The organism is Shinella sp. CPCC 101442, from assembly GCF_024704725.1.
Classification (GTDB): Bacteria; Pseudomonadota; Alphaproteobacteria; order Rhizobiales; family Rhizobiaceae; genus Shinella.
This window is the reverse complement of the sequence record NZ_JALIQS010000002.1, coordinates 1,065,964-1,085,148: the sequence shown is the minus strand read 5'-3', so window position 1 is coordinate 1,085,148 and position 19,185 is coordinate 1,065,964. Positions and strand designations below refer to the sequence as shown.

General features: G+C 63.5%; 19 protein-coding genes. 16 read left to right on the top strand and 3 right to left on the bottom strand.

Annotated elements, in window-relative coordinates; all coding sequences use genetic code 11:
* Nucleotides 1-173 precede the first annotated feature (173 nt).
* The 6 genes from MUO32_RS10510 to MUO32_RS10485 all read left to right on the top strand — a co-directional run bounded on the left by MUO32_RS10510 (nucleotide 174) and on the right by MUO32_RS10485 (nucleotide 7,118).
* Nucleotides 174-1,193, top strand: coding sequence for an ABC transporter substrate-binding protein (locus MUO32_RS10510; protein WP_257948175.1), 1,020 nt, complete (start codon nucleotides 174-176; stop codon nucleotides 1,191-1,193).
* 99 nt (nucleotides 1,194-1,292) lie between these two features.
* Entirely contained in the window at nucleotides 1,293-2,150 is an 858-nt protein-coding gene (locus MUO32_RS10505) for a proline/glycine betaine ABC transporter permease (protein ID WP_257948174.1), read from the top strand.
* Nucleotides 2,143-2,973, top strand: coding sequence for a glycine betaine/L-proline ABC transporter ATP-binding protein (locus MUO32_RS10500; RefSeq protein ID WP_257948173.1), 831 nt, complete (start codon nucleotides 2,143-2,145; stop codon nucleotides 2,971-2,973). The genes MUO32_RS10505 and MUO32_RS10500 overlap by 8 nt, the downstream gene beginning before the upstream one ends.
* On the top strand, nucleotides 2,966-4,459 hold the full coding sequence (gene hutH / locus MUO32_RS10495) for a histidine ammonia-lyase (RefSeq protein WP_257948172.1): 1,494 nt from the start codon (nucleotides 2,966-2,968) through the stop codon (nucleotides 4,457-4,459). Before MUO32_RS10500 ends, hutH begins: the two co-directional genes overlap by 8 nt.
* 371 nt (nucleotides 4,460-4,830) lie before the next feature.
* Nucleotides 4,831-5,982, top strand: coding sequence for a CaiB/BaiF CoA-transferase family protein (locus MUO32_RS10490; RefSeq protein ID WP_257948171.1), 1,152 nt, complete (start codon nucleotides 4,831-4,833; stop codon nucleotides 5,980-5,982).
* Complete coding sequence (locus MUO32_RS10485; RefSeq protein ID WP_257948170.1) at nucleotides 5,982-7,118, top strand: extracellular solute-binding protein; 1,137 nt, start codon at nucleotides 5,982-5,984, stop codon at nucleotides 7,116-7,118. The genes MUO32_RS10490 and MUO32_RS10485 overlap by 1 nt, the downstream gene beginning before the upstream one ends.
* A gap of 30 nt (nucleotides 7,119-7,148) precedes the next feature.
* Here the strand turns inward: MUO32_RS10485 and MUO32_RS10480 are convergent, their stop codons facing one another.
* A complete protein-coding gene (locus MUO32_RS10480) occupies nucleotides 7,149-7,676 on the bottom strand; it encodes a MaoC family dehydratase (protein WP_257948169.1) in 528 nt (175 codons plus the stop codon).
* Between the two features lie 63 nt (nucleotides 7,677-7,739).
* Nucleotides 7,740-8,528 carry an IclR family transcriptional regulator gene (locus MUO32_RS10475; RefSeq protein ID WP_257948168.1) on the bottom strand — a complete coding sequence of 263 codons (789 nt, stop codon included), beginning with the start codon at nucleotides 8,526-8,528 and terminating at the stop codon, nucleotides 7,740-7,742.
* A 157-nt stretch (nucleotides 8,529-8,685) separates the two neighbouring features.
* On the opposite strand from MUO32_RS10475, the gene MUO32_RS10470 reads away from it, so the two are divergent.
* From MUO32_RS10470 to MUO32_RS10425, 10 genes are all read left to right on the top strand, one after another.
* Nucleotides 8,686-10,002: a sugar ABC transporter substrate-binding protein gene (locus MUO32_RS10470; protein ID WP_257948167.1), complete on the top strand. Its 1,317-nt coding sequence runs from the start codon at nucleotides 8,686-8,688 to the stop codon at nucleotides 10,000-10,002.
* A gap of 161 nt (nucleotides 10,003-10,163) precedes the next feature.
* Nucleotides 10,164-11,060: a carbohydrate ABC transporter permease gene (locus MUO32_RS10465; RefSeq protein ID WP_257948166.1), complete on the top strand. Its 897-nt coding sequence runs from the start codon at nucleotides 10,164-10,166 to the stop codon at nucleotides 11,058-11,060.
* 13 nt (nucleotides 11,061-11,073) lie between these two features.
* Nucleotides 11,074-11,940: a carbohydrate ABC transporter permease gene (locus MUO32_RS10460; RefSeq protein WP_257948165.1), complete on the top strand. Its 867-nt coding sequence runs from the start codon at nucleotides 11,074-11,076 to the stop codon at nucleotides 11,938-11,940.
* 3 nt (nucleotides 11,941-11,943) lie between these two features.
* Complete coding sequence (locus MUO32_RS10455; RefSeq protein ID WP_257948164.1) at nucleotides 11,944-13,041, top strand: ABC transporter ATP-binding protein; 1,098 nt, start codon at nucleotides 11,944-11,946, stop codon at nucleotides 13,039-13,041.
* 1 nt (nucleotide 13,042) lies between these two features.
* Nucleotides 13,043-14,161, top strand: a complete 1,119-nt coding sequence (locus MUO32_RS10450; RefSeq protein WP_257948163.1) for a mandelate racemase/muconate lactonizing enzyme family protein — start codon at nucleotides 13,043-13,045, stop codon at nucleotides 14,159-14,161.
* A 3-nt stretch (nucleotides 14,162-14,164) separates the two neighbouring features.
* Nucleotides 14,165-14,494, top strand: a complete 330-nt coding sequence (locus MUO32_RS10445) for an L-rhamnose mutarotase (protein ID WP_257948162.1) — start codon at nucleotides 14,165-14,167, stop codon at nucleotides 14,492-14,494.
* Nucleotides 14,487-15,557 carry a Gfo/Idh/MocA family protein gene (locus MUO32_RS10440; protein ID WP_257948161.1) on the top strand — a complete coding sequence of 357 codons (1,071 nt, stop codon included), beginning with the start codon at nucleotides 14,487-14,489 and terminating at the stop codon, nucleotides 15,555-15,557. Before MUO32_RS10445 ends, MUO32_RS10440 begins: the two co-directional genes overlap by 8 nt.
* Before the next feature lie 13 nt (nucleotides 15,558-15,570).
* Complete coding sequence (locus MUO32_RS10435; protein WP_257948160.1) at nucleotides 15,571-16,020, top strand: MaoC/PaaZ C-terminal domain-containing protein; 450 nt, start codon at nucleotides 15,571-15,573, stop codon at nucleotides 16,018-16,020.
* Between the two features lie 21 nt (nucleotides 16,021-16,041).
* Nucleotides 16,042-16,776: an SDR family oxidoreductase gene (locus MUO32_RS10430; RefSeq protein WP_257948159.1), complete on the top strand. Its 735-nt coding sequence runs from the start codon at nucleotides 16,042-16,044 to the stop codon at nucleotides 16,774-16,776.
* Nucleotides 16,777-16,838: 62 nt separating this feature from the next.
* Nucleotides 16,839-18,116, top strand: coding sequence for an L-fuconate dehydratase (locus tag MUO32_RS10425; protein ID WP_257948158.1), 1,278 nt, complete (start codon nucleotides 16,839-16,841; stop codon nucleotides 18,114-18,116).
* A gap of 63 nt (nucleotides 18,117-18,179) precedes the next feature.
* On the opposite strand, the gene MUO32_RS10420 is transcribed toward MUO32_RS10425, so the two are convergent.
* Nucleotides 18,180-19,184, bottom strand: a complete 1,005-nt coding sequence (locus tag MUO32_RS10420; RefSeq protein ID WP_257948157.1) for an AraC family transcriptional regulator — start codon at nucleotides 19,182-19,184, stop codon at nucleotides 18,180-18,182.
* Nucleotide 19,185 lies beyond the last annotated feature (1 nt).

The following is a 19,185-nucleotide window of genomic DNA, read 5'->3' as shown; positions in this document are numbered from 1 at the left end:
CGAAAATCGACAAAAGATGTCGCCATCAGGCGCGCTCTGTTGTCGGCATCGCAGGATTAATGTCTGTTAAGTTGTATAGTGAACTTGAGGAAAGGTTCCACATGGCATGCCGGCCGCGACAGCGGCCTCCAAATCCGGTTTTCAACGTCACATCATCAAAAAGGGGAACTGACATGCTGAATTCCAAACTGAAATACGCACTTCTCGCCGCCGTCGCGCTTCTCGGCGGTTCGGCCGGCACGGCCCACGCTTCCTATTGCGGCGACGGCAAGACCGTCACCTTTGCCGGCATCGACTGGGAAAGCGGCGCCTTCATTACCGAAGTCATGAAGGAAATCCTCAGCAAGGGCTACGATTGCAAGGTCGATTCCATTCCCGGCAACTCCGTGACGCTGGAACAGGCGACGGCCAACAACGACGTGCAGATTTTCGCCGAGGAATGGATCGGCCGTTCCGACGTCTGGAACAAGGCTGCCGAAGCCGGCCAGGTGAAGTCGGTCGGCAAGACGTTCGTCGGCGCGGCGGAAGGCTGGTTCGTGCCGGAATATCTCGTCAAGGGCGATGGAGCGAAGGCGGCGGACCTCAAGAGCGTCGGGCAGCTTTCCGACCCGAAATTCGTCGAACTGTTCAAGGACCCGGAGGAGCCGACCAAGGGCCGTTTCCTGAATTGCCCCTCGGGCTGGACCTGCGAGGGCGTCAACACCGCCAAGCTCGAAGCCTACAAGCTCGGCGAGGCCTATGTGAACTTCCGCCCCGGCACCGGCACGGCGCTTGATGCCGCCATTGCCGCCGCCTATCTCCAGCAGGAGCCGATGCTGTTCTACTACTGGAGCCCGACGGCGATCATGGGCAAGTACAAGCTCGTCCAGCTCGAGGAGCCGGCCTACAGCGAAGCCTGCTGGAAGGAACTGACGAGCGCCGACGGCAAGCGTGAAGCCGGCTGCGCCTTCCCGTCCGTCGAAGTCGCCTATGGCATCAACAGCACCTTCGCAAGCGAAGCGCCGGAAATCGTGGAAATCCTCGAAAAGGCGACCTTCCCGCTGGAGGAAGTCAATGCCAGCCTCGCCTACATGACCGACCAGAAGGTCGATGCTGTTGCGTCTGCCAAGAACTTCCTGCAGACCAAGGCCGACGTCTGGGGCGGCTGGGTTTCGGCAGATGCCAAGGCGCGCATCGAAGCTGCCGTCAAGTAACCGCAGGACTGCGCGCCGCAAGAACGGCGCGCAGTCTTTTCCCGTCAGGACAGGGGCCGGCTGCCGGAGGGGCGGTTGGCGCGCGCGAGGATGTCACCGATGTTTCCTGAAGCTTTCCATATTTCCATTCGAGGCCCGATCAACGATTTCGTGCAGTCGCTGGTGGTGAACTACGGGTTCGTCTTCAAGGCGATCTCGCAGACGCTGCTTCAGGCCATCCTTTTCGTGGAATGGATCCTGCGCGGCCTGCCCTGGTGGGCCGTCTTCCTCGTCTTCCTGGCGCTTGCCTGGGCCGCGTCGAAGAAGATCTCGCTGGTCGTCACGGTCGCCGTCATGCTGTTCGCCGTCGGCGCGCTCGGCCTCTGGGATCTGACGATGCAGACGCTGGCGCTGATGCTGATCGCCAGCCTCATCTCGGTGGCCATCGGCGTGCCCATGGGCATCTGGCTTGCCAAGAGCGAGCTGATGCGGCGCATCACGCTGCCGGTGCTCGATGTCATGCAGACCATGCCGAGCTTCGTCTATCTCATTCCGGCGATCATGCTCTTTGGCCTCGGCAAGGTGCCGGCGGTGCTCGCCACCATCATCTATGCGGTGCCGCCGCTCATTCGCCTCACCGACCTCGGCATCCGCCAGGTGGACGGCGAAGTCGTCGAAGCCGCAACCGCCTTCGGCGGCAGCCCGTCGCAGATCCTCTTCGGCGTCGAACTGCCGCTTGCCACGCCCACCATCATGGCCGGTCTCAACCAGACGATCATGATGGCGCTCTCGATGGTCGTCGTCGCCTCGATGATCGGCGCGCGTGGTCTCGGCGAGCAGGTGTTGAACGGCATCCAGACGCTCGATGTCGGCAAGGGGCTGGAAGCCGGCGTCGGCATCGTCATCCTCGCGATCGTGCTCGATCGCATCACGCAGGGTTTTGGCCAGATGAGCCGGAAGGAGCGCGGCAATGACTGACATCAAGATCCGCAACGTTTCCAAGATTTTCGGCGGCAACTGGAAGGCGGCACTCGCCATGACCCAGCAAGGCGCCGACAAGGGCGAAATCCTCGCCAAGACCGGGTGCAGCGTCGGCCTCGACAATGTCAGCCTCGATATTCCCGGCGGCCGCGTCTTCGTCATCATGGGTCTCTCGGGTTCCGGCAAGTCGACGCTGGTGCGCCACATCAACCGCCTGATCGAGCCGACGAGCGGCGAAATCCTCGTCGATGGCAGCAACGTGCTGGATCTGAAGCCCAAGGAGCTGCGCGATTTCCGCAACCGCCGCGTCAGCATGGTCTTCCAGAATTTCGGCCTGATGCCGCATCGCACCGTGTTGCAGAATGTCGTCTATGGCCAGCGCGTGCGCGGGCTCGCCAAGGACGATGCGAAGCCTATCGGCATGAAGTGGATCGAGACCGTCGGTCTTGCCGGCTATGAGAACAAGTTTCCGCACCAGCTTTCCGGCGGCATGAAGCAGCGCGTCGGTCTGGCACGGGCGCTTGCCGCCGATACCGACGTCATCCTGATGGACGAGGCCTTTTCCGCGCTCGACCCGCTGATCCGCGCCGATATGCAGGACCAGCTGCTCCAGCTCGAGAAGAACCTGCACAAGACCATCGTCTTCATCACGCACGATCTCGACGAGGCCTTGCGTATCGGCGCGCAGATCGCAATCCTTAAGGATGGCAAGCTGGTGCAGGTCGGCACGCCGAGCGAAATCCTCAACAGCCCCGCCAACGACTATGTCGCCCGCTTCGTGCAGCGCCGCGCCGGCGCAGGAGAGCCGCATCATGCCTGAGACGATCGTTCTCGATCGCCCCTTGAGCTTCCAGGAGATCGCCGCTGTCGCCAGGGGCGCGGCGCTCTCCCTATCGGACACGACATGGCAGCGCATCGCGAATGCGCGCGCCATCGTCGACGCACTTGTCGAAAAGCGCGTGCGCGGCTACGGCATCAATACCGGCGTCGGCGCGCTATGCGATGTGATCGTGGATATTCCCGAGCAGCAGGCGCTGTCGCGCAACATTCTCCTCAGCCACGCCTGCGGGGTCGGCGAACCGCTCGGCCGGGAAGAAACCCGCGCCGTGATGGCCGCGCAGATCGCCAACTTTTCGCACGGCTATTCCGGCGTGCGGGTGGAGACGGTGGAGACGCTGCTGGCGTTGCTCAACGCCGATATCCTGCCGGTCATCCCATCGAAGGGTTCGGTCGGCTACCTCACCCATGCAGCCGCCATCGGCATAGTGCTGATTGGTGAGGGCGAGGCGCGTCACAAGGGTGAGACCATCTCCGGCCGGCAAGCCCTGGAGACACTCGGGCGCGCGCCGCTGGTGCTTGGGGCCAAGGAAGGCCTCAGCCTCGTCAACGGAACGCCCTGCGCAACCGGTCTTGCCAGCCTTGCCGTCGCTCGAGCGACGCATCTGCTCGATTGGGCCGATGCCGGCGCAGCGATGAGCTACGAAAATCTCGGTGCGCAGGCGGGTCCCTTCGCCGCCGCGCCGCTCGCACTGCGCACGTCGCCCGGCCTTCAGGCCGTCGGCGAAAACCTGCGCCGCCTGCTGTCGGGCAGTGCGTTGCTCGCCCAATCCGCAGGCTCCCGCACGCAGGACCCGCTCAGCCTGCGCGCCGTGCCGCAGGTGCATGGCGCGGTGCGCGACAGTGTCGCGCAGATCGCGGAGGTGGTGAACCGGGAATTGTCGAGCGTCACGGACAACCCGGTCGTCGCCGGCTCGCCGGAGGCGCCCGAGGTGCATTCTCAGGCCCACGCCGTGGGTGCGGCGCTCGGCCTTGCCATGGATGCGCTTGGCATCGCGGCAGCGGAGCTTGCCGCCATTTCCGAACGCCGCATCGACCGGCTCGTCAATCCGCTGGTGAGCGGTCTGCCCGCCTTCCTCGCGGAGGGCAGCGGCGTCTCGTCCGGCTTCATGATCATCCAGTACACGGCGGTCGGGCTTGTCGCGGAAAACCGCCGCCTTGCGGCCCCCGCCAGTCTCGACGGCGGCATAACCTCCGCCTTGCAGGAAGACATCCTCACCCACGCCACACCCGCCGCCGACAAGGCGCTGGCGATCATCGCCAATCTCGAAACCGTGCTCGCCATCGAGGTCCTGGCGGCTGCGCAGGCCTATGACATGCAGCCCGGCCCGAGCGGCAGGGCGAATGGCACGCAGGCCCTCTACGGCCGTGTGCGAAAGACCGCTCCGGTCTATCGGGATGACCGTCCGCTCAACACGCTGGTTTGCGCGACGCGGGCCCTGTTGCGTTCGGGTGCTTTCGAAGACTGAGGACCGCCGTCCCTATCGCCCGCATGCCGCATCAGATGCATCGCATCTGATGCGGCAATGGACGCCTTTTCTTGCGATCCGACCAAACTCGTAACGGCGGAACGCCGAGGGCCGGTAGCCGGGCCCAATTCCATTTTCGAGATCGGCGATGCCGTCCTCCCGCGCTTTCGGCAACGGACCAGAGCGCACGCTGCCAAATCATTTTCAAAAAGCGCGTTTTCCCGATGGGAAGGCCCGTATCGGCCGGTACGCCGTGTATCACGGCAGGTTCCGTGCGGATCAACGTTGTGTTGACAGTTCGCTCCATGCGCTCATATATAAAGCGAACATTCACATAGAAATTTACGCGACTGGTTTGAACTGGGGGGGAAATGGACGATAACGGATTGTTGGCCGGCTTAACCGTCATCGATATGAGCCAATTCCTATCTGGCCCCTATTGTTCGCTTCGATTGCTCGACCTTGGCGCACGCGTCATAAAAATCGAGAGGCCTGATGGTGGCGACCTTTCACGGCGGCTTTATCTCAGCGACACGGAGGTCGGCGGGGATTCGACGCTGTTCCACGCCATCAACCGCGGCAAGGAAAGCCTTGGCATCGACCTGAAGAATGCCGACGATCTCGCTTTCCTGCGCAAGCTGATCGGCACGGCGGATGTCGTCATCCAGAATTTCCGGCCGGGCGTCATCGAACGGCTCGGCCTCGATTACGAAGCGGTGAAGGCGATCAACCCGGCGATCGTCTATGCCTCGATCAGCGGCTATGGCGAAGAGGGGCCCTGGGTCCTGCGGCCGGGACAGGATCTCCTGGCGCAGGCGCGCTCGGGCCTGATGTGGCTGAATGGCGACGAGCAGCAGGGGCCGGTGCCGTTCGGTCTCGCCGTCGCGGACATGCTGGCCGGCGCCAATACCTGCCAGGGCATTCTTGCGGCGCTCGTGCGCCGTGGCATTTCCGGCAAGGGCGCGCATATCCAGACCAGCCTGCTCGAAAGCCTCGTCGATTTCCAGTTCGAGGTGCTGACCACGCATCTGAACGATGGCGGCCGCAAGCCGAAGCGGTCCGGTTTTCGCAGCGCGCATGCCTATCTTTCGGCGCCCTATGGCGTTTATCCGGCCAAGGATGGTTATCTCGCCATCGCCATGATGCCGATCGGGCGCTTGCAGGACCTGCTGGAACTGGATGCGTTGGCGGTCTATCGCGATGACGCCAAGGCCTGGTTCACCGAGCGCGATACGATCAAGCAGATCATCGCGGCGCGCATCGCGGCCGAAACGGTCGATCATTGGCTCTCCATACTGGAGCCCGCCGATATCTGGTGCTCCAAGGTGCTGGAGTGGCCCGAACTGCTGACGAGCGAGGGCTTCCAGATCCTGGACATGCTGCAAACCGTGACGCGCGAAGACGATGTCTCCGTCGGCACGACCCGCTGCCCCATCCGCGTGGATGGCACGCGGCCGTCCGGCGGCCGCGCCGCGCCGCGGATCGGCGAACACACCGCTCGCATCCGTGAGGAATTTGCCTGATGAGCACGATCGTCCTGAAAGGCATGACCTGGAGCCATCCCCGCGGTTACGATCCGATGGTGGCCTGCTCCGAAGACTGGCTGAAGCAGACCGGTGTCGCCGTCGAATGGGACAAGCGCTCGCTGCAGGATTTCGAGAGCTACCCGGTGGAGGAACTCGCCCGGCTCTACGATCTCATCGTCATCGACCACCCGCATGTCGGCCAGATCACGGCGGAGAACTGCCTTGCGGCGCTCGATGTGCCTGGCCGGGAGACGGATTTCGCCGGGCTTTCGGCCGGCACCGTCGGCGCGTCCTTCCCGAGCTACAATTGGCAGGGTCGCCAATGGGCCTTCCCGATCGACGCGGCCACGCAGGTGCTCGCCTACCGCCCGGATCGCCTCGGTGCCGCGCCGACGACGTGGCAGGATGTTCTCGACCTTGCGAAAACCGGCGAGGTCCTGCTGCCGCTGCGCCCGCCGCATTCCCTGATGTGTCTGTTCACGCTGTGCGGCAATCTCGGCAGACCGTGCTCGGTGGAAAAAGACCGGCCCTTCGTCGATGCGGATATCGGCGTTCAGGCCATTGAAATGATCCGGGAACTGGCCGCACTCATCGATCCCGCCTGTATCAGCATGGATCCGATCGCCGTGCTGGACAGGATGGGCGAAGCGGATGCGCGTTGCAGTCTTTCCCCACTGATCTACGGTTATGTCAGCTATTCCCTGGAAGGGTTCCGGGCAAACCGCATCGCCTTTGCCGACATGCCGGTGGCGGGCGTCGGCGGGCCGGTCGGATCGGCGCTCGGCGGCACGGGTATTGCCGTCTCGGCCTTTTCAGCCAATCGCGATGCTGCGATCGATTTTGCCTACTGGATTGCCGGCGCAGAGCAGCAGGCCGGTCGCTATTGGCGCTCCGGCGGACAACCCGGCCATGCGGCCGGGTGGGAAGACGAGGGTGCCAATGTGGCGACGCTCGGTTTCTACCGCAACACGCGACGCACGCTGGAGGGCGCCTGGCTTCGGCCGCGGCATGACGGCTACATGCCGTTCCAGGAGGCCGCATCCCAACGCATCAATCAGGCGGTCACAGGCCGCGAACCGGCAGCAAAAGCCGTCGCGGACCTCAACGACCTCTTTCTGCGAAGCTTTCGGTAGGACGACCCTCGAGTGGGGCAGGCGCCCCACTCACGCCTGAGGCTTGCCGTCGCGGTATTTCACCGTCTGGATATGCTCGCAGTAGAGCACGAGTTCGCCTTCGCCCTTGAAGACCTCGTAGGACGCGCGGATGAGGCCGAGTTCGTCGTATTTCGGATGCTTATCGAGATTGGTGCGGATCGTATAGATCGTGTCGCCGATGAAGACGGGCTTGATGAAGCGCAGGCGATCGTAGCCGTAGGAAAAGGCGTTGACACAGTTCGTCGCCACCAGCCCGAGCCCGGCCGAAAACACGAAGGCGCCTGCCACGAGGCGGCGCCCGAACAGGCCTTCGCTCTCCGCAAAGATCTGGTCGCCGACATAGGGGTGCATGTCGAGCACCAGCGCATTGAACTGCATCGATTCGCCTTCCGAGATCGTGCGGCGCAGCGAGCGGATCCTGTGGCCGATCTCGAAATCCTCGTAGAACCAGTTTTCCGCGTTCCAGACCGGCAAGGCGGCGTGGGCTTCCGGCATGGTCTTGGGATGGGTGCTTTCAATTCCGACGGTCGGCGGCATGCGTGTCTCCTCTGATGTGAGGACACTGCCGCATAGGAATGATCTATTCAAATACGAATTTTATCAATCGTCTGCGTTGAAGCCCGCGCCCGCCATTTCGGAAAGCGTGCGCGTCGTCTCGCTAATCAGCTGGATGGTGGTGGAGATATCGGGCGCCGTCGGCGTGTTGATCAGCGTGATGTAGGGGACGGTTAGAGCCGCGATCGCCGTGCCATCCGCGCCAAGCACCGGTGCGGAAAGATTGATGACGCCGGCCGTCTGGGCGCTTGGCATCATCTCGTAGCCGCGCGCGCGGATGAGGTCGAGGCGCGCCAGGAATTCCGGCGTCACGCGTGCATCCTCGCCGCCGCTGCCGACATTTTCGGCGATCATGCGCATGCGCTCTTCCGGAGAGCGGAACGCCAGCAGGGCATGGCCGGACCCGGTCTCGAACAGGCTGATGCGCGAGCCGACGCGAATGGAGATGCCCCAATATCCGGGCGCTTCCTGCTGGGCGATGACGACGGGATTGCCGCGGTCGAACACGACGAGCTGGTTGGCCTGCCGCGACGTTTCGGCAAGCTCGCGCATCAGCGGAATGGCAAAGGAGACGAGGCGGCGGACAGGCGCGTGCAGCTGGGCGAGGCCGAAGAGTTTCAAGGTGAGCGAAAAGCGGTCGCCGTCGATACGGGTGACGTAACCGCGCTTCACCAGCCGATCGAGCATCCGGTAGAATTCGTTCGGGCTGCGGTCGAGCCGCTTGGCGATTTCCGCCTGGGTCAGGCCGCCGTCGACGGCGGCGAGAAGTTCGAGAATATCCAGGCCCTTGTCGAGGGCCGGCGCCCTGTAGCGATCGTTTTCGTCTTCTGACACGCGCCATCCCCTGTGAATAAGCAATTTCATATACGCATAAATCAGGCGTGACAATGCGCTGTTCTCAGTTATCACTTGACGCCAGATGAATAAATGGTTTGTATATGAATGAAGCTCTTATTGGTAAGGGCTGGCGAAAAGCCACTGGGAGGAAAGAATGACAAGATTTCTAGCCGGCGTTGCCGCCGGGGCCGTGATCTGCGCGTGGGCGGGTGCTGCCCTTGCTGCCGATCTGCCGGGTAAGTTTGAAGGCGTCACCGTCGATGCGAAGCTCATCGGCGGTCAGCAGTATGAGGCGCTCTATGCGCGCATCGCCGAATGGGAAAAGGCGACCGGCGCGAAGGTGAACGTTCTCTCGAAGAAGAACCATTTCGAGCTGGACAAGGAGATCAAGTCTGACATCGCGACCGGCAACATCACCTGGTGCGTCGGCTCGAACCATTCGTCCTTCGCCCCGCAATATCCCGATATCTACACCGATCTGAACGCGCTGCTGCCGAAGGAAGAGATCGGCGCCTTCGTGCCGGCCAACATCGCGTCCTCGACGCTCGGCGGCAAGCTGGTCATGCTGCCGCGCGCGCAGTTCGATGTTTCCGCGCTCTACTACCAGAAGAGCCTCTACCAGGACGACGCCAAGAAGGCGGCGTTCAAGGAGAAGTACGGCTACGACCTGACGCCGCCGGATACCTGGCAGCAGGTCACCGACCAGGCGACCTTCTTCTCCAGCCCGCCGGATTTCTACGGCACGCAATATGCCGGCAAGGAAGAGGCGATCAACGGCCGCTTCTATGAAATGCTGGTCGCGGAAGGCGGTGAATATCTCGCCGCTGACGGCAAGCCGACCTTCAATTCGGAAGCCGGCGTGCGCGCGCTCGACTGGTTCGTGAACCTCTACAAGGCCAAGGCCGTTCCGGCCGGCACGACCAACTATCTGTGGGACGATCTCGGCCAGGGCTTCGCCTCGGGCACGATCGCGGTCAATCTCGACTGGCCTGGCTGGGCGAGCTTCTTCAACGACCCGAAGGCGTCCAAGGTTGCCGGCAATGTCGGCGTGAAGGTGCAGCCGGCCGGTTCTTCCGGCAAGCGCACCGGCTGGTCCGGCCACCATGGCTTCTCGGTCACGGAAAGCTGCGCCAACAAGGACGCCGCCGCCTCGCTCGTCTGGTTCCTCACCAACGAGGACAGCCAGAAGCTGGAATCCGCCGCCGGTCCGCTGCCGACGCGCACGGCCGTCTGGGAATACAATATCCAGCAGGCTGAAAGCGACCCGTACCGCAAGGAAGTCCTGAGCGCCTTCCAGGAAGCCGCAAAGCACGCCTTCGCAGTACCGCAGACGGCATCGTGGATCGAAATCTCCAACGCCGTCTATCCGGAGCTTCAGGCCGCCATCCTCGGCGACAAGACCTCCAAGGAAGCGCTGGATGCCGCCGCCGCCAAGGCAACGCAGATCCTCGAAGACGCGGGCGCGCTCTAAGCGTACCCTGTGGCGCCGGTCACCCGGCGCCACTTGTAACCCTTGTGTCGCCGCCTTGCGGCGCCACTTGCCACCCCTAATGACATTTCGGAAAACGAGAGAACGCTACCGGTCTCGGCAGGCGGGTTTTCCTTGCATTCGTGAAGACAGGAGAAGCCGATATGAAAGGCTGGAGGCCACCGGCACCGTTTCTGCTTCTGCTGCCCGCCATTCTGGTGCTGGCAGCCGTCGTCATCATTCCGCTGATCCTGTCGCTCTATTCAAGCTTCACGCCGTTCCGGCTGACGCAGCCGGCATCGCTCTTTACCCTGATCGGTTTCCGCAACTATGTGCGCATCCTGACGGATATCGAGTTCTGGACGGCCTTTGGCCGGACCGTGCTCCTGCTGACGGTCGCGCTCAATGTCGAGATGCTGCTCGGCCTCGGCTTGGCCATGCTTGTCGAGAAGGCCACGCGCGGCCAGCGGCTGCTGCGCACCATCATGATGTTTCCCATGATGTTTTCGCCGATCCTCGTCGGCTTCCAGTTCAAGTTCATGTTCAACGACAATATCGGCCTCGTGAACAACGCCCTGCAGTCGCTCGGCCTCACCGATCAAGCGATCCCGTGGCTGATCGACGGTTCGCTCGCCTTCTTCGCGATCCTCGTCGCCGAAGTCTGGTCGTCCACCTCGGTCTTCGCCATCCTCATCCTGGCCGGCCTGCTCGCCATGCCGAAGGAGCCGATCGAGGCGGCGCGCGTCGATGGCTGCACGCCCTGGCAGACGTTCCGCTACGTCACCTGGCCCTTCATCATGCCCTTCGCCTATATCGCCATGACGATCCGTTCGCTCGACGTCGCCCGCGCCTATGACATCGTGAAGATCATGACGGATGGCGGTCCGGCAAAGCGTACGGAACTGCTCTGGACGCTCATCTCGCGCACCGCCTATGCGGATGCCCGCATGGGCCTCGCCAATGCCATGGCCTATGTCGCGATCCTGCTTTCCATCCTCTTCACCGTCTATTTCTTCCGCAAGCTTTCGGCCGCGCGGACCCAGATCGCAGCCGAATGGTAAGGGGAGTGCTGACATGAACGACAACGCAAAAGCCCGTTTCAACGGCTTCCTCTTGTCCATCGCCCACAAGATCGGCCTCTTCCTGGCAATGACCATCATCTGCCTGCCGGGCCTGTGGATCGTGCTTGCCTCCTTCCGCCCGACGGTCGAGATCATGGCGAAGCCGCCGGTCTGGATCCCGCAGGAGCTTTCCTTCGATGCCTATGTCGCGATGTTCTCCGGCGTCGGGCAGGGCGGTATTCCGATCATCGAATATTTCCGCAATTCGCTGATCATCTCCGTCACCTCGACGGCGATCGCGCTCGCCATCGGCATGGCCGGCGGCTATGCGTTCGCACGCTTCCGCTTCAAGGCGAAGTCGTCGATCTTCCTTGGCCTGATGCTCACGCGCACCGTGCCCGGTATCGCGCTGTCACTCCCGCTGTTCTTCGTCTATTCGAAGCTCGGCATCATCGACACGCATTTCGGCCTGATCACCGCCTATGTCGCGCTCAACGTGCCCTTCACCATCTGGCTGATCGACGGCTTCTTCCGCCAGGTGCCGAAGGATTTGGCCGAGGCCGCGCAGATCGACGGCTGCACGCGCTGGCAGGCCTTCTGGCAGGTGGAGTTTCCGCTCGCCGGCCCCGGCATCGCATCCGCCGGCATCTTCGCCTTCCTCACCTCGTGGAACGAGTTCGCGCTCGCCTCGCAGCTCACCCGTTCCGTCAACTCCAAGACCCTGCCGGTCGGCCTGCTCGACTACACGTCGGAATTCACCATCGACTGGCGCGGCATGTGCGCGCTGGCGGTGATCATGATCATTCCGGCCCTCGTCCTGACCTTCATCGTGCAGAAGCATCTCGTTTCCGGCCTCACCTCCGGCGCAGTCAAAGGATAATCCATGGCAACCGTTTCCCTTGAAAAGCTGGTGAAGCGCTACGGCTCGCTCGACGTGGTGCACGGCATCGATCTGGAAGTGGCGGACCGCGAGTTCATCGCGCTCGTCGGCCCCTCCGGTTGTGGCAAGTCGACGACGCTGCGCATGATCGCCGGCCTCGAACCGGTCTCCGCCGGCAATATCAAGATCGGTGGCCGGGTGATCAACGACCTGCCGCCGCGTGCCCGCAACCTTGCCATGGTCTTCCAGTCCTACGCGCTCTATCCGCATATGACCGTGCGCGAGAACATGGGCTTCTCGCTGAAGATCGCAGGCCAGAAGCCGGAGGATATTGCGCCCCAGGTGGACGAGGCGGCCAGGACACTGGACCTCACGCACCTGCTCGACCGCCGTCCCTCGCAGCTCTCCGGCGGCCAGCGCCAGCGCGTCGCCATGGGCCGCGCTATCGTGCGCAATCCGGATGTCTTCCTGTTCGACGAGCCGCTGTCGAACCTCGATGCGAAGCTCAGGACGCAGATGCGCGTCGAGATCAAGAAGCTGCATGCCAAGGTGCAATCGACCGTCATTTACGTCACACACGACCAGGTCGAGGCGATGACACTCGCCGACCGCATCGTCATCATGCGTGACGGCTATATCGAACAGGTCGGCACGCCGGAGGATGTCTTCCAGCGGCCGAATTCGAAATTCGTCGCCGGCTTCATCGGTTCGCCGCCGATGAACCTCAAGGATGCCGACATCGCCGACGGGCAGGTCGTTTTCGCAAATGGCGACCGCCTGCCGCTGCCGGCCCGCTTCAGGGACCGCGTGACGGCCGGTCAGAAGGTGACCTTCGGCCTGCGTCCGGACGATCTCTATCCGGCCGGCCACGGCATTCATTCCGGTGAGGACGCCGATGTGCACAGGCAGGACCTGCGCGTCATCCTGACGGAACCGCTCGGCAACGAAACGCTCGTCTTCTCCGACTATGCCGGCGCCGAATGGGTCGGTCGCATGCTGAACCCGCGGCGTCTTGCGCCCGGCGAGGCGCTGTCCTTCTGCTTCGACCTGTCCCAGGCCCATCTCTTCGACCGCGAAAGCGGCCGCACTTTGCGAGGCTGACATGGCGAAGATCGAACGCGTCGAACTGAAAATGGTCGACCTTCGCCCGAAGGTCGAGCGCACGGATGCCATTCAGAGCTTCGTCAGCCAGGAAACGCCGCTCGTCACCATCACCGACAGCGACGGCGCGGTCGGCACCGGTTACAGCTATACGATCGGCACGGGCGGCTCCTCCGTCATGAGGCTGCTCGCCGATCATCTCGTGCCGCGGATCATCGGCCGCGACGCGGACCGGATCGAGGCGATCTGGCACGAGCTGGAATTCGCGACCCACGCCACCACCATCGGCGCCATCACCTCGATTGCGCTCGCCGCCATCGACACCGCGCTCTGGGACCTGCGCGCACGGAAACAGAACCTGCCGCTCTGGAAGCTTGCCGGTGGTGCGAAGGATCGCTGCCCGCTCTACACGACCGAAGGCGGCTGGCTGCATATTCCCGTGGAGGCGCTGGTCGAGGATGCGCTGGACGCCAAGTCCAAGGGGTTCACCGGCTCGAAGGTGAAGATCGGCAAACCGCACGGTTCGGAGGATGTGGCGCGTCTCTCGGCCGTTCGCAAGGCGGTCGGCGATGGCTACGAGATCATGACTGATGCCAATCAGGGCTTTTCGGTCGACGAGGCGATCCGCCGGGCGGAACGCCTGCGCGATCTCGATCTCGGCTGGATCGAGGAGCCGCTGCCGGCCGACGATATCGACGGCCATGTACGCCTCAACCAGTCGACGTCGACACCGATTGCGATCGGCGAATCCCTCTATTCGATCCGCCATTTTCGAGAATACATGCAGAAGGGCGCCTGCTCGATCGTGCAGGTCGATGCCGGTCGTATCGGCGGCATCACGCCGTGGCTGAAGGTGGCGCATGCGGCTGAGGCCTTCGACATGCCGATTTGCCCACATTTCCTGATGGAACTGCATGTCAGCCTGACCTGCGCGGTGCAGAACGGCAAATATGTCGAATACATCCCGCAGCTCGACGACATCACCACGTCGCGCCTGAAGATCGAGAACGGCATGGCGCTGGCGCCGACTGTGCCGGGCCTCGGCATCGATTGGGACTGGGACGCCATTCGCGCCCGTTCGATTGGCGAGTTCGAGCACGAAATCCGCAAGGGAGCCTGAGACATGCAGCGCATCGGCATGGTGATCGGCCTGAAGCCGGAAAAGATCGAAGAGTACAAGCGCCTGCACGCCGCCGTCTGGCCGGAGGTGCTGGCCAGGATTTCGGCCTGCAATATCCGGAACTATTCGATCTTCCTGAAGGAGCCTGAGAACCTGCTCTTCTCATTCTTGGAATATCACGGCGCCGATTACGCCGCCGACATGGCGAAGATGGCCGCCGATCCGAAGACGCAGGAATGGTGGGCCGTCTGCATGCCCTGCCAGGCACCGCTCGAAACCCGCAAGGAAGGCGAATGGTGGGCTGGCATGGAAGAGGTCTTTTTCCATGCCTGATTTCGATCCGACATCGCTGGCACAATCCTGGCCCCTTCCGTCAAATCCCCGCCCGATCGTCACCTTCGGTGCCGGTTCGATCGTCGGCGACGCGCATTACCCCGCCTATCGCAAGCGTGGTTTCCCGATTGCCGGGGTCTACGATCCTGATCATGCCAAGGCGGCGGTGTTGGCCGAGAAATGGGGCGTTGCAGCCTATCGCACGGTCGAGGAGGCGGCGTCTGTCGAAGGCGCGATTTTCGACCTCGCCACTCCACCGGCAGCACACGCCAAGGTGCTGGCGGCCCTCCCGGATGGTGCGGCGGCGCTGATCCAGAAGCCGATGGGCTCCGACCTCGCGGCGGCGACAGAAATCCTGCACATCTGCCGCGACAAGAAGCTCAAGGCCGCCGTCAACTTCCAGCTCCGCTTCGCGCCGATGCTGCTGGCGCTCAAGGATGCCATCGCCAAGGGGCTGCTCGGCGAGGTCGTCGATTTCGACGTCCATCTGGCGCTCGATACGCCGTGGGAACTCTGGTCCTTCCTCGAAGGCCTGCCGCGCATCGAGATCGCCATGCACTCGATCCACTATCTCGACGCCATCCGCCAGATCCTGGGCGATCCGAAGGGCGTGCACGCCAAGTCGATCGGCCACCCGAACCACCGGATGGCGCAGACCCGCACCACCGCGATCCTCGATTATGGCGACCGGGTGCGCTGCGCGTTGTCGATCAACCACGACCACAAGTTCGGCCGCCGGCATCAGGCCTGCGAGTTCCGCGTCTCCGGCACCGAGGGCGCGGCCTATCTCCAGCTCGGCGTCAATCTCGACTATCCGCGCGGTGAGCCCGACATTCTCGAAATCTACCCGAAGGGCGGCGACGGCTGGGTGTCGGTGCCGCTTGAGGGGACATGGTTCCCCGACGCCTTCGTCGGCCGCATGGCCAACCTCCAGCGCTTCGTTTCCGGCGAGGATGCCGAACTCGTTTCCTCGGTCGAGGACGCATGGATGACCATGGCGCTTGTCGAGGCCGCTTACGCCTCCAGCGCCGCTCCCGCCACGCCGCTCGCCGCCCGGCCGTAAACAGGAACAGCAGATGGAACAGGTCAAGTATTTCGAGGATTATGAAATCGGCGAGGGGCGCAAGACGAACGGGCGCACGATCACCGAGACGGATTTCGTCGTGCATGCCGGCCATACCGGTGATTTCTTCCCGCATCACATGGATGCCGAGTTCATGAAGACGCAGCCTTTCGGCCAGCGCATCGCCCATGGCACCATGGTCTTTTCCATCGGTGTCGGCCTGACGGCCAGCGTCATCAATCCGGTCGCCTTTTCCTACGGCTATGACAGGATGCGTTTTGTCAGACCGGTCTTCATCGGCGATACGATTCACACCCGCGTGACGATATCGGCCAAGGAAGACGATCCGAAACGCGCCGGCTCCGGCCGCGTCATCGAGCGCACCGAGGTCATCAACCAGAAGGGCGAGGTCGTGCTCGCCGCCGATCATATCTACGTCGTCGAGCGCCGACCGAGCGCCTGACGCCCCACGCAAGGAGAAACCATGAGCCTTTCCCTCGAAAACAAGCGTGTCCTGCTTACCGCCGCCGGTCAGGGGATCGGCCGGGCAAGTGCGCTCGCCTTCGCGCGCGCCGGCGCCAAGGTCATTGCGACTGATATCAACGCTGAGGCGCTGAAGAGCCTCGCTACCGAAGCCAATATCGAAACCTATGTGCTCGATGTGCTCGATGGGGATGCCGTCAGCCGCGTCGTTGCCGCGACCGGCCCGTTCGACGTGCTCTTCAACTGCGCCGGCTTCGTGCATGCAGGCTCGATCCTCGACATGCCGGACAAGGATCTCGACTTCGCCTTCGACCTCAATGTCCGCGCCATGGTGCGCATGATCCGGGCCGTGCTGCCGGCGATGCTGGAGAAGAAGGACGGCGCCATCATCAACATGGCCTCGGTCGCCTCCAGCATGAAGGGGGTACCGAACCGCGCCGCCTACACCATCACCAAGGCGGCGGTCGTCGGTCTCACCAAGTCGGTTGCCGCCGACTACGTCGCCCAAGGCATCCGCTGCAATTGCATCTGCCCCGGCACGGTCGAAAGCCCCTCGCTACAGGATCGCCTGCGCGCCCAAGGGGATTTCGAGACGGCGCGGGCCGCCTTCATCGCCCGCCAGCCGATCGGCCGCATCGGCACGCCGGAAGAAATCGCCGATCTCGCCGTCTACCTCGCCGGCGCCACCTACACGACGGGCCAGGCCTACGCCATCGACGGCGGCTGGACCATCTGAGTTAACGACGGCCATCGGCATTGCGTCGATGGCCAATCCGACCATTTCCAAGGGCCGTTTCCATGACCAAGATCACCAGCCTCCGTTCCATCGACCTGCGCTTTCCCACCTCGCAGAGCCTCGACGGCTCGGACGCGATGAACCCCGATCCGGATTACTCGGCCGCCTATGTCGTGCTCGGCACGGACGAGGCGGGGCTGGAGGGCCACGGCCTCACCTTCACCATCGGTCGCGGCAACGAGATCTGCTGCGCGGCGATCGATGCGATGAAACATCTCGTCGTCGGTCTCGATCTGGAATGGGTACGCGAAAATCCCGGCCGCTTCTGGCGCCATGTGACCAGCGACAGCCAGCTGCGCTGGATCGGCCCGGACAAGGGCGCCATGCATCTGGCGACGGGTGCGGTGGTCAATGCGGTCTGGGACCTGCTTGCCAAGCAGGCCGGCAAGCCGGTCTGGCGCCTCGTCGCCGAGATGAGCGCGGAGGAAATCCTCGATATCATCGACTTCCGCTACCTCACGGATGCGCTGACGCCGGAGGAGGCGCTCGCCATCCTCAAAAAGGCGGAAGCGGGCAAGGCGGAGCGTATCGCGACCCTCGAAAAGGAAGGCTACGCCTGCTACACGACCTCGGCCGGCTGGCTCGGCTATGACGACGAGAAGCTGCGGCGTCTCTGCCAGGAAGCCGTCGATCAGGGCTTTACCCACATCAAGATGAAGGTCGGCCGCGATCTCGAGGACGACAAGCGTCGCCTGCGCATCGCGCGCGAGGTGATCGGCGACGAGCGCACCATGATGATCGATGCCAACCAGATCTGGGAGGTCGGCCAGGCGATCGACTGGGTGAAGGAGTTGCAGCCCTACAAGCCGTTCTTTATCGAGGAACCGACGAGCCCCGACGATATTGCCGGCCACAAGGCGATCCGCGACGCGATCCATCCCGTGAAGGTGGCGACCGGCGAAATGTGCCAGAACCGCATCGTCTTCAAACAGATGATCGCCGGCGGTGCGATCGACATCGTGCAGATCGATTCATGCCGCATGGGTGGTCTCAACGAGGTGCTGGCGGTGCTGCTGATGGCGGCGAAATACGGCCTGCCGGTCTGGCCGCATGCCGGCGGCGTCGGGCTCTGCGAATATGTCCAGCATCTCTCGATGATCGACTACATCGCCGTCTCGGGCACGAAGGAGGGCCGGGTGATCGAGTATGTCGACCATCTGCACGAGCACTTCCTCGACCCCTGCCGCATCGAGAACGCCGCCTATATGCCGCCGTCGCTGCCGGGTTTCTCCATCGAGATGAAGCCGGAATCGATCAAGGACTATACGTTCCAGGCGTGAAAAACCCGCCGCTGCAGGGCCCGGTTGGTGACGGCGTCGATGGCGCCGTCCGCACGGCCATCGTCAGTCTTTGACGCGCACCGCGGTGGGGACGATGCCGAAGCGGCGACGGAAGGCGGTGGCGAAATTGGCGGCGCTTGTGTAGCCGGCGATGGCGCTGGCGTCCTGTACGCCAGCGTCGCCACGGCTGAGCGCGGCGAAGGCCCGTTCGAGCCTGATATTGCGCACATAGTCGAAAACGCTGCGGTTTTCCGAGGCGCGGAAGAGGCGTTGCAGCCCGCTGGCGCTGATGCCGGCGGCGCGCGCGATGGTTTCGACGCTGAGCGGCTCGGTGGTGTGTGCCTCTATGAAATCCTTGGCGCGTTGCAGGCAGGTCGCGTCCTGCCGGCTCAACAGGGTTCCGCCTGCATCGCTGCGATCCGCCTGGAGCACCGCGGCCATGGTCTCGGCGACGAGTTCGACGGCGCGGCCTTCGAGATAGAGATCGCGCAGTTCCGGAATGAGCGGCGACGGGTCGAAGATCTGGCGGACGAGTTCCACCATGCGCGGCGTCAGCGTCCAGCGGTGTTCCGCGAGGTGATCGCGCAGCAGGCGCGCGCCGCCCTTGGTATCGGCGACGGCCTCCAGGGCGTCCCGGTGCAACCATTCCGGCGTGGCGGAGACGACGAGATGGCGCAGGTGCTGGCGTCCGCGTGAAGCGCGCGCGAAATGCTCGGGGCAGGCGTTCATGATCGCCACCCCGCGCGCCGCGCCGCGATCGGCCTGGAAAGCGAAGCGGCGGTCGCCGATCGACAGGTCCACGCTGCCTTCCAGGAAGAAGATGCAGGAAAGCTCCTCCGGCAGCAGGGAGGTGGCGGTGAAGGCGCGTTCCTCGATGGCGTCGCTGATATGAACCACCAGCCCGCGGCGCAGCTCCCGATGCAGGAACGCGCCCTTCATCAAGGTGTCGTCGAGGGAGAGCCGGTCGTCCGGGCTGTCGAGCGCGATGCCGTCGTGTCGCAGGAAGTCCCGCACGCGCACGCGCCCGTCATTTCCCTGCCGTCCGGCTTCGCCTGATGCGACTGCCATC

What these genes read in the sequence shown, in the direction of transcription:
- MUO32_RS10510 (WP_257948175.1), top strand. Translation starts at nt 174, where the DNA reads ATGCTGAATTCCAAACTGAAATACGCACTTCTCGCCGCCGTCGCGCTT.
- MUO32_RS10505 (WP_257948174.1), top strand. Translation starts at nt 1,293, where the DNA reads ATGTTTCCTGAAGCTTTCCATATTTCCATTCGAGGCCCGATCAACGAT.
- MUO32_RS10500 (WP_257948173.1), top strand. Translation starts at nt 2,143, where the DNA reads ATGACTGACATCAAGATCCGCAACGTTTCCAAGATTTTCGGCGGCAAC.
- hutH (WP_257948172.1), top strand. Translation starts at nt 2,966, where the DNA reads ATGCCTGAGACGATCGTTCTCGATCGCCCCTTGAGCTTCCAGGAGATC.
- MUO32_RS10490 (WP_257948171.1), top strand. Translation starts at nt 4,831, where the DNA reads ATGGACGATAACGGATTGTTGGCCGGCTTAACCGTCATCGATATGAGC.
- MUO32_RS10485 (WP_257948170.1), top strand. Translation starts at nt 5,982, where the DNA reads ATGAGCACGATCGTCCTGAAAGGCATGACCTGGAGCCATCCCCGCGGT.
- MUO32_RS10480 (WP_257948169.1), bottom strand. Translation starts at nt 7,676, where the DNA reads ATGCCGCCGACCGTCGGAATTGAAAGCACCCATCCCAAGACCATGCCG.
- MUO32_RS10470 (WP_257948167.1), top strand. Translation starts at nt 8,686, where the DNA reads ATGACAAGATTTCTAGCCGGCGTTGCCGCCGGGGCCGTGATCTGCGCG.
- MUO32_RS10465 (WP_257948166.1), top strand. Translation starts at nt 10,164, where the DNA reads ATGAAAGGCTGGAGGCCACCGGCACCGTTTCTGCTTCTGCTGCCCGCC.
- MUO32_RS10460 (WP_257948165.1), top strand. Translation starts at nt 11,074, where the DNA reads ATGAACGACAACGCAAAAGCCCGTTTCAACGGCTTCCTCTTGTCCATC.
- MUO32_RS10455 (WP_257948164.1), top strand. Translation starts at nt 11,944, where the DNA reads ATGGCAACCGTTTCCCTTGAAAAGCTGGTGAAGCGCTACGGCTCGCTC.
- MUO32_RS10450 (WP_257948163.1), top strand. Translation starts at nt 13,043, where the DNA reads ATGGCGAAGATCGAACGCGTCGAACTGAAAATGGTCGACCTTCGCCCG.
- MUO32_RS10445 (WP_257948162.1), top strand. Translation starts at nt 14,165, where the DNA reads ATGCAGCGCATCGGCATGGTGATCGGCCTGAAGCCGGAAAAGATCGAA.
- MUO32_RS10440 (WP_257948161.1), top strand. Translation starts at nt 14,487, where the DNA reads ATGCCTGATTTCGATCCGACATCGCTGGCACAATCCTGGCCCCTTCCG.
- MUO32_RS10435 (WP_257948160.1), top strand. Translation starts at nt 15,571, where the DNA reads ATGGAACAGGTCAAGTATTTCGAGGATTATGAAATCGGCGAGGGGCGC.
- MUO32_RS10430 (WP_257948159.1), top strand. Translation starts at nt 16,042, where the DNA reads ATGAGCCTTTCCCTCGAAAACAAGCGTGTCCTGCTTACCGCCGCCGGT.
- MUO32_RS10425 (WP_257948158.1), top strand. Translation starts at nt 16,839, where the DNA reads ATGACCAAGATCACCAGCCTCCGTTCCATCGACCTGCGCTTTCCCACC.
- MUO32_RS10420 (WP_257948157.1), bottom strand. Translation starts at nt 19,184, where the DNA reads ATGGCAGTCGCATCAGGCGAAGCCGGACGGCAGGGAAATGACGGGCGC.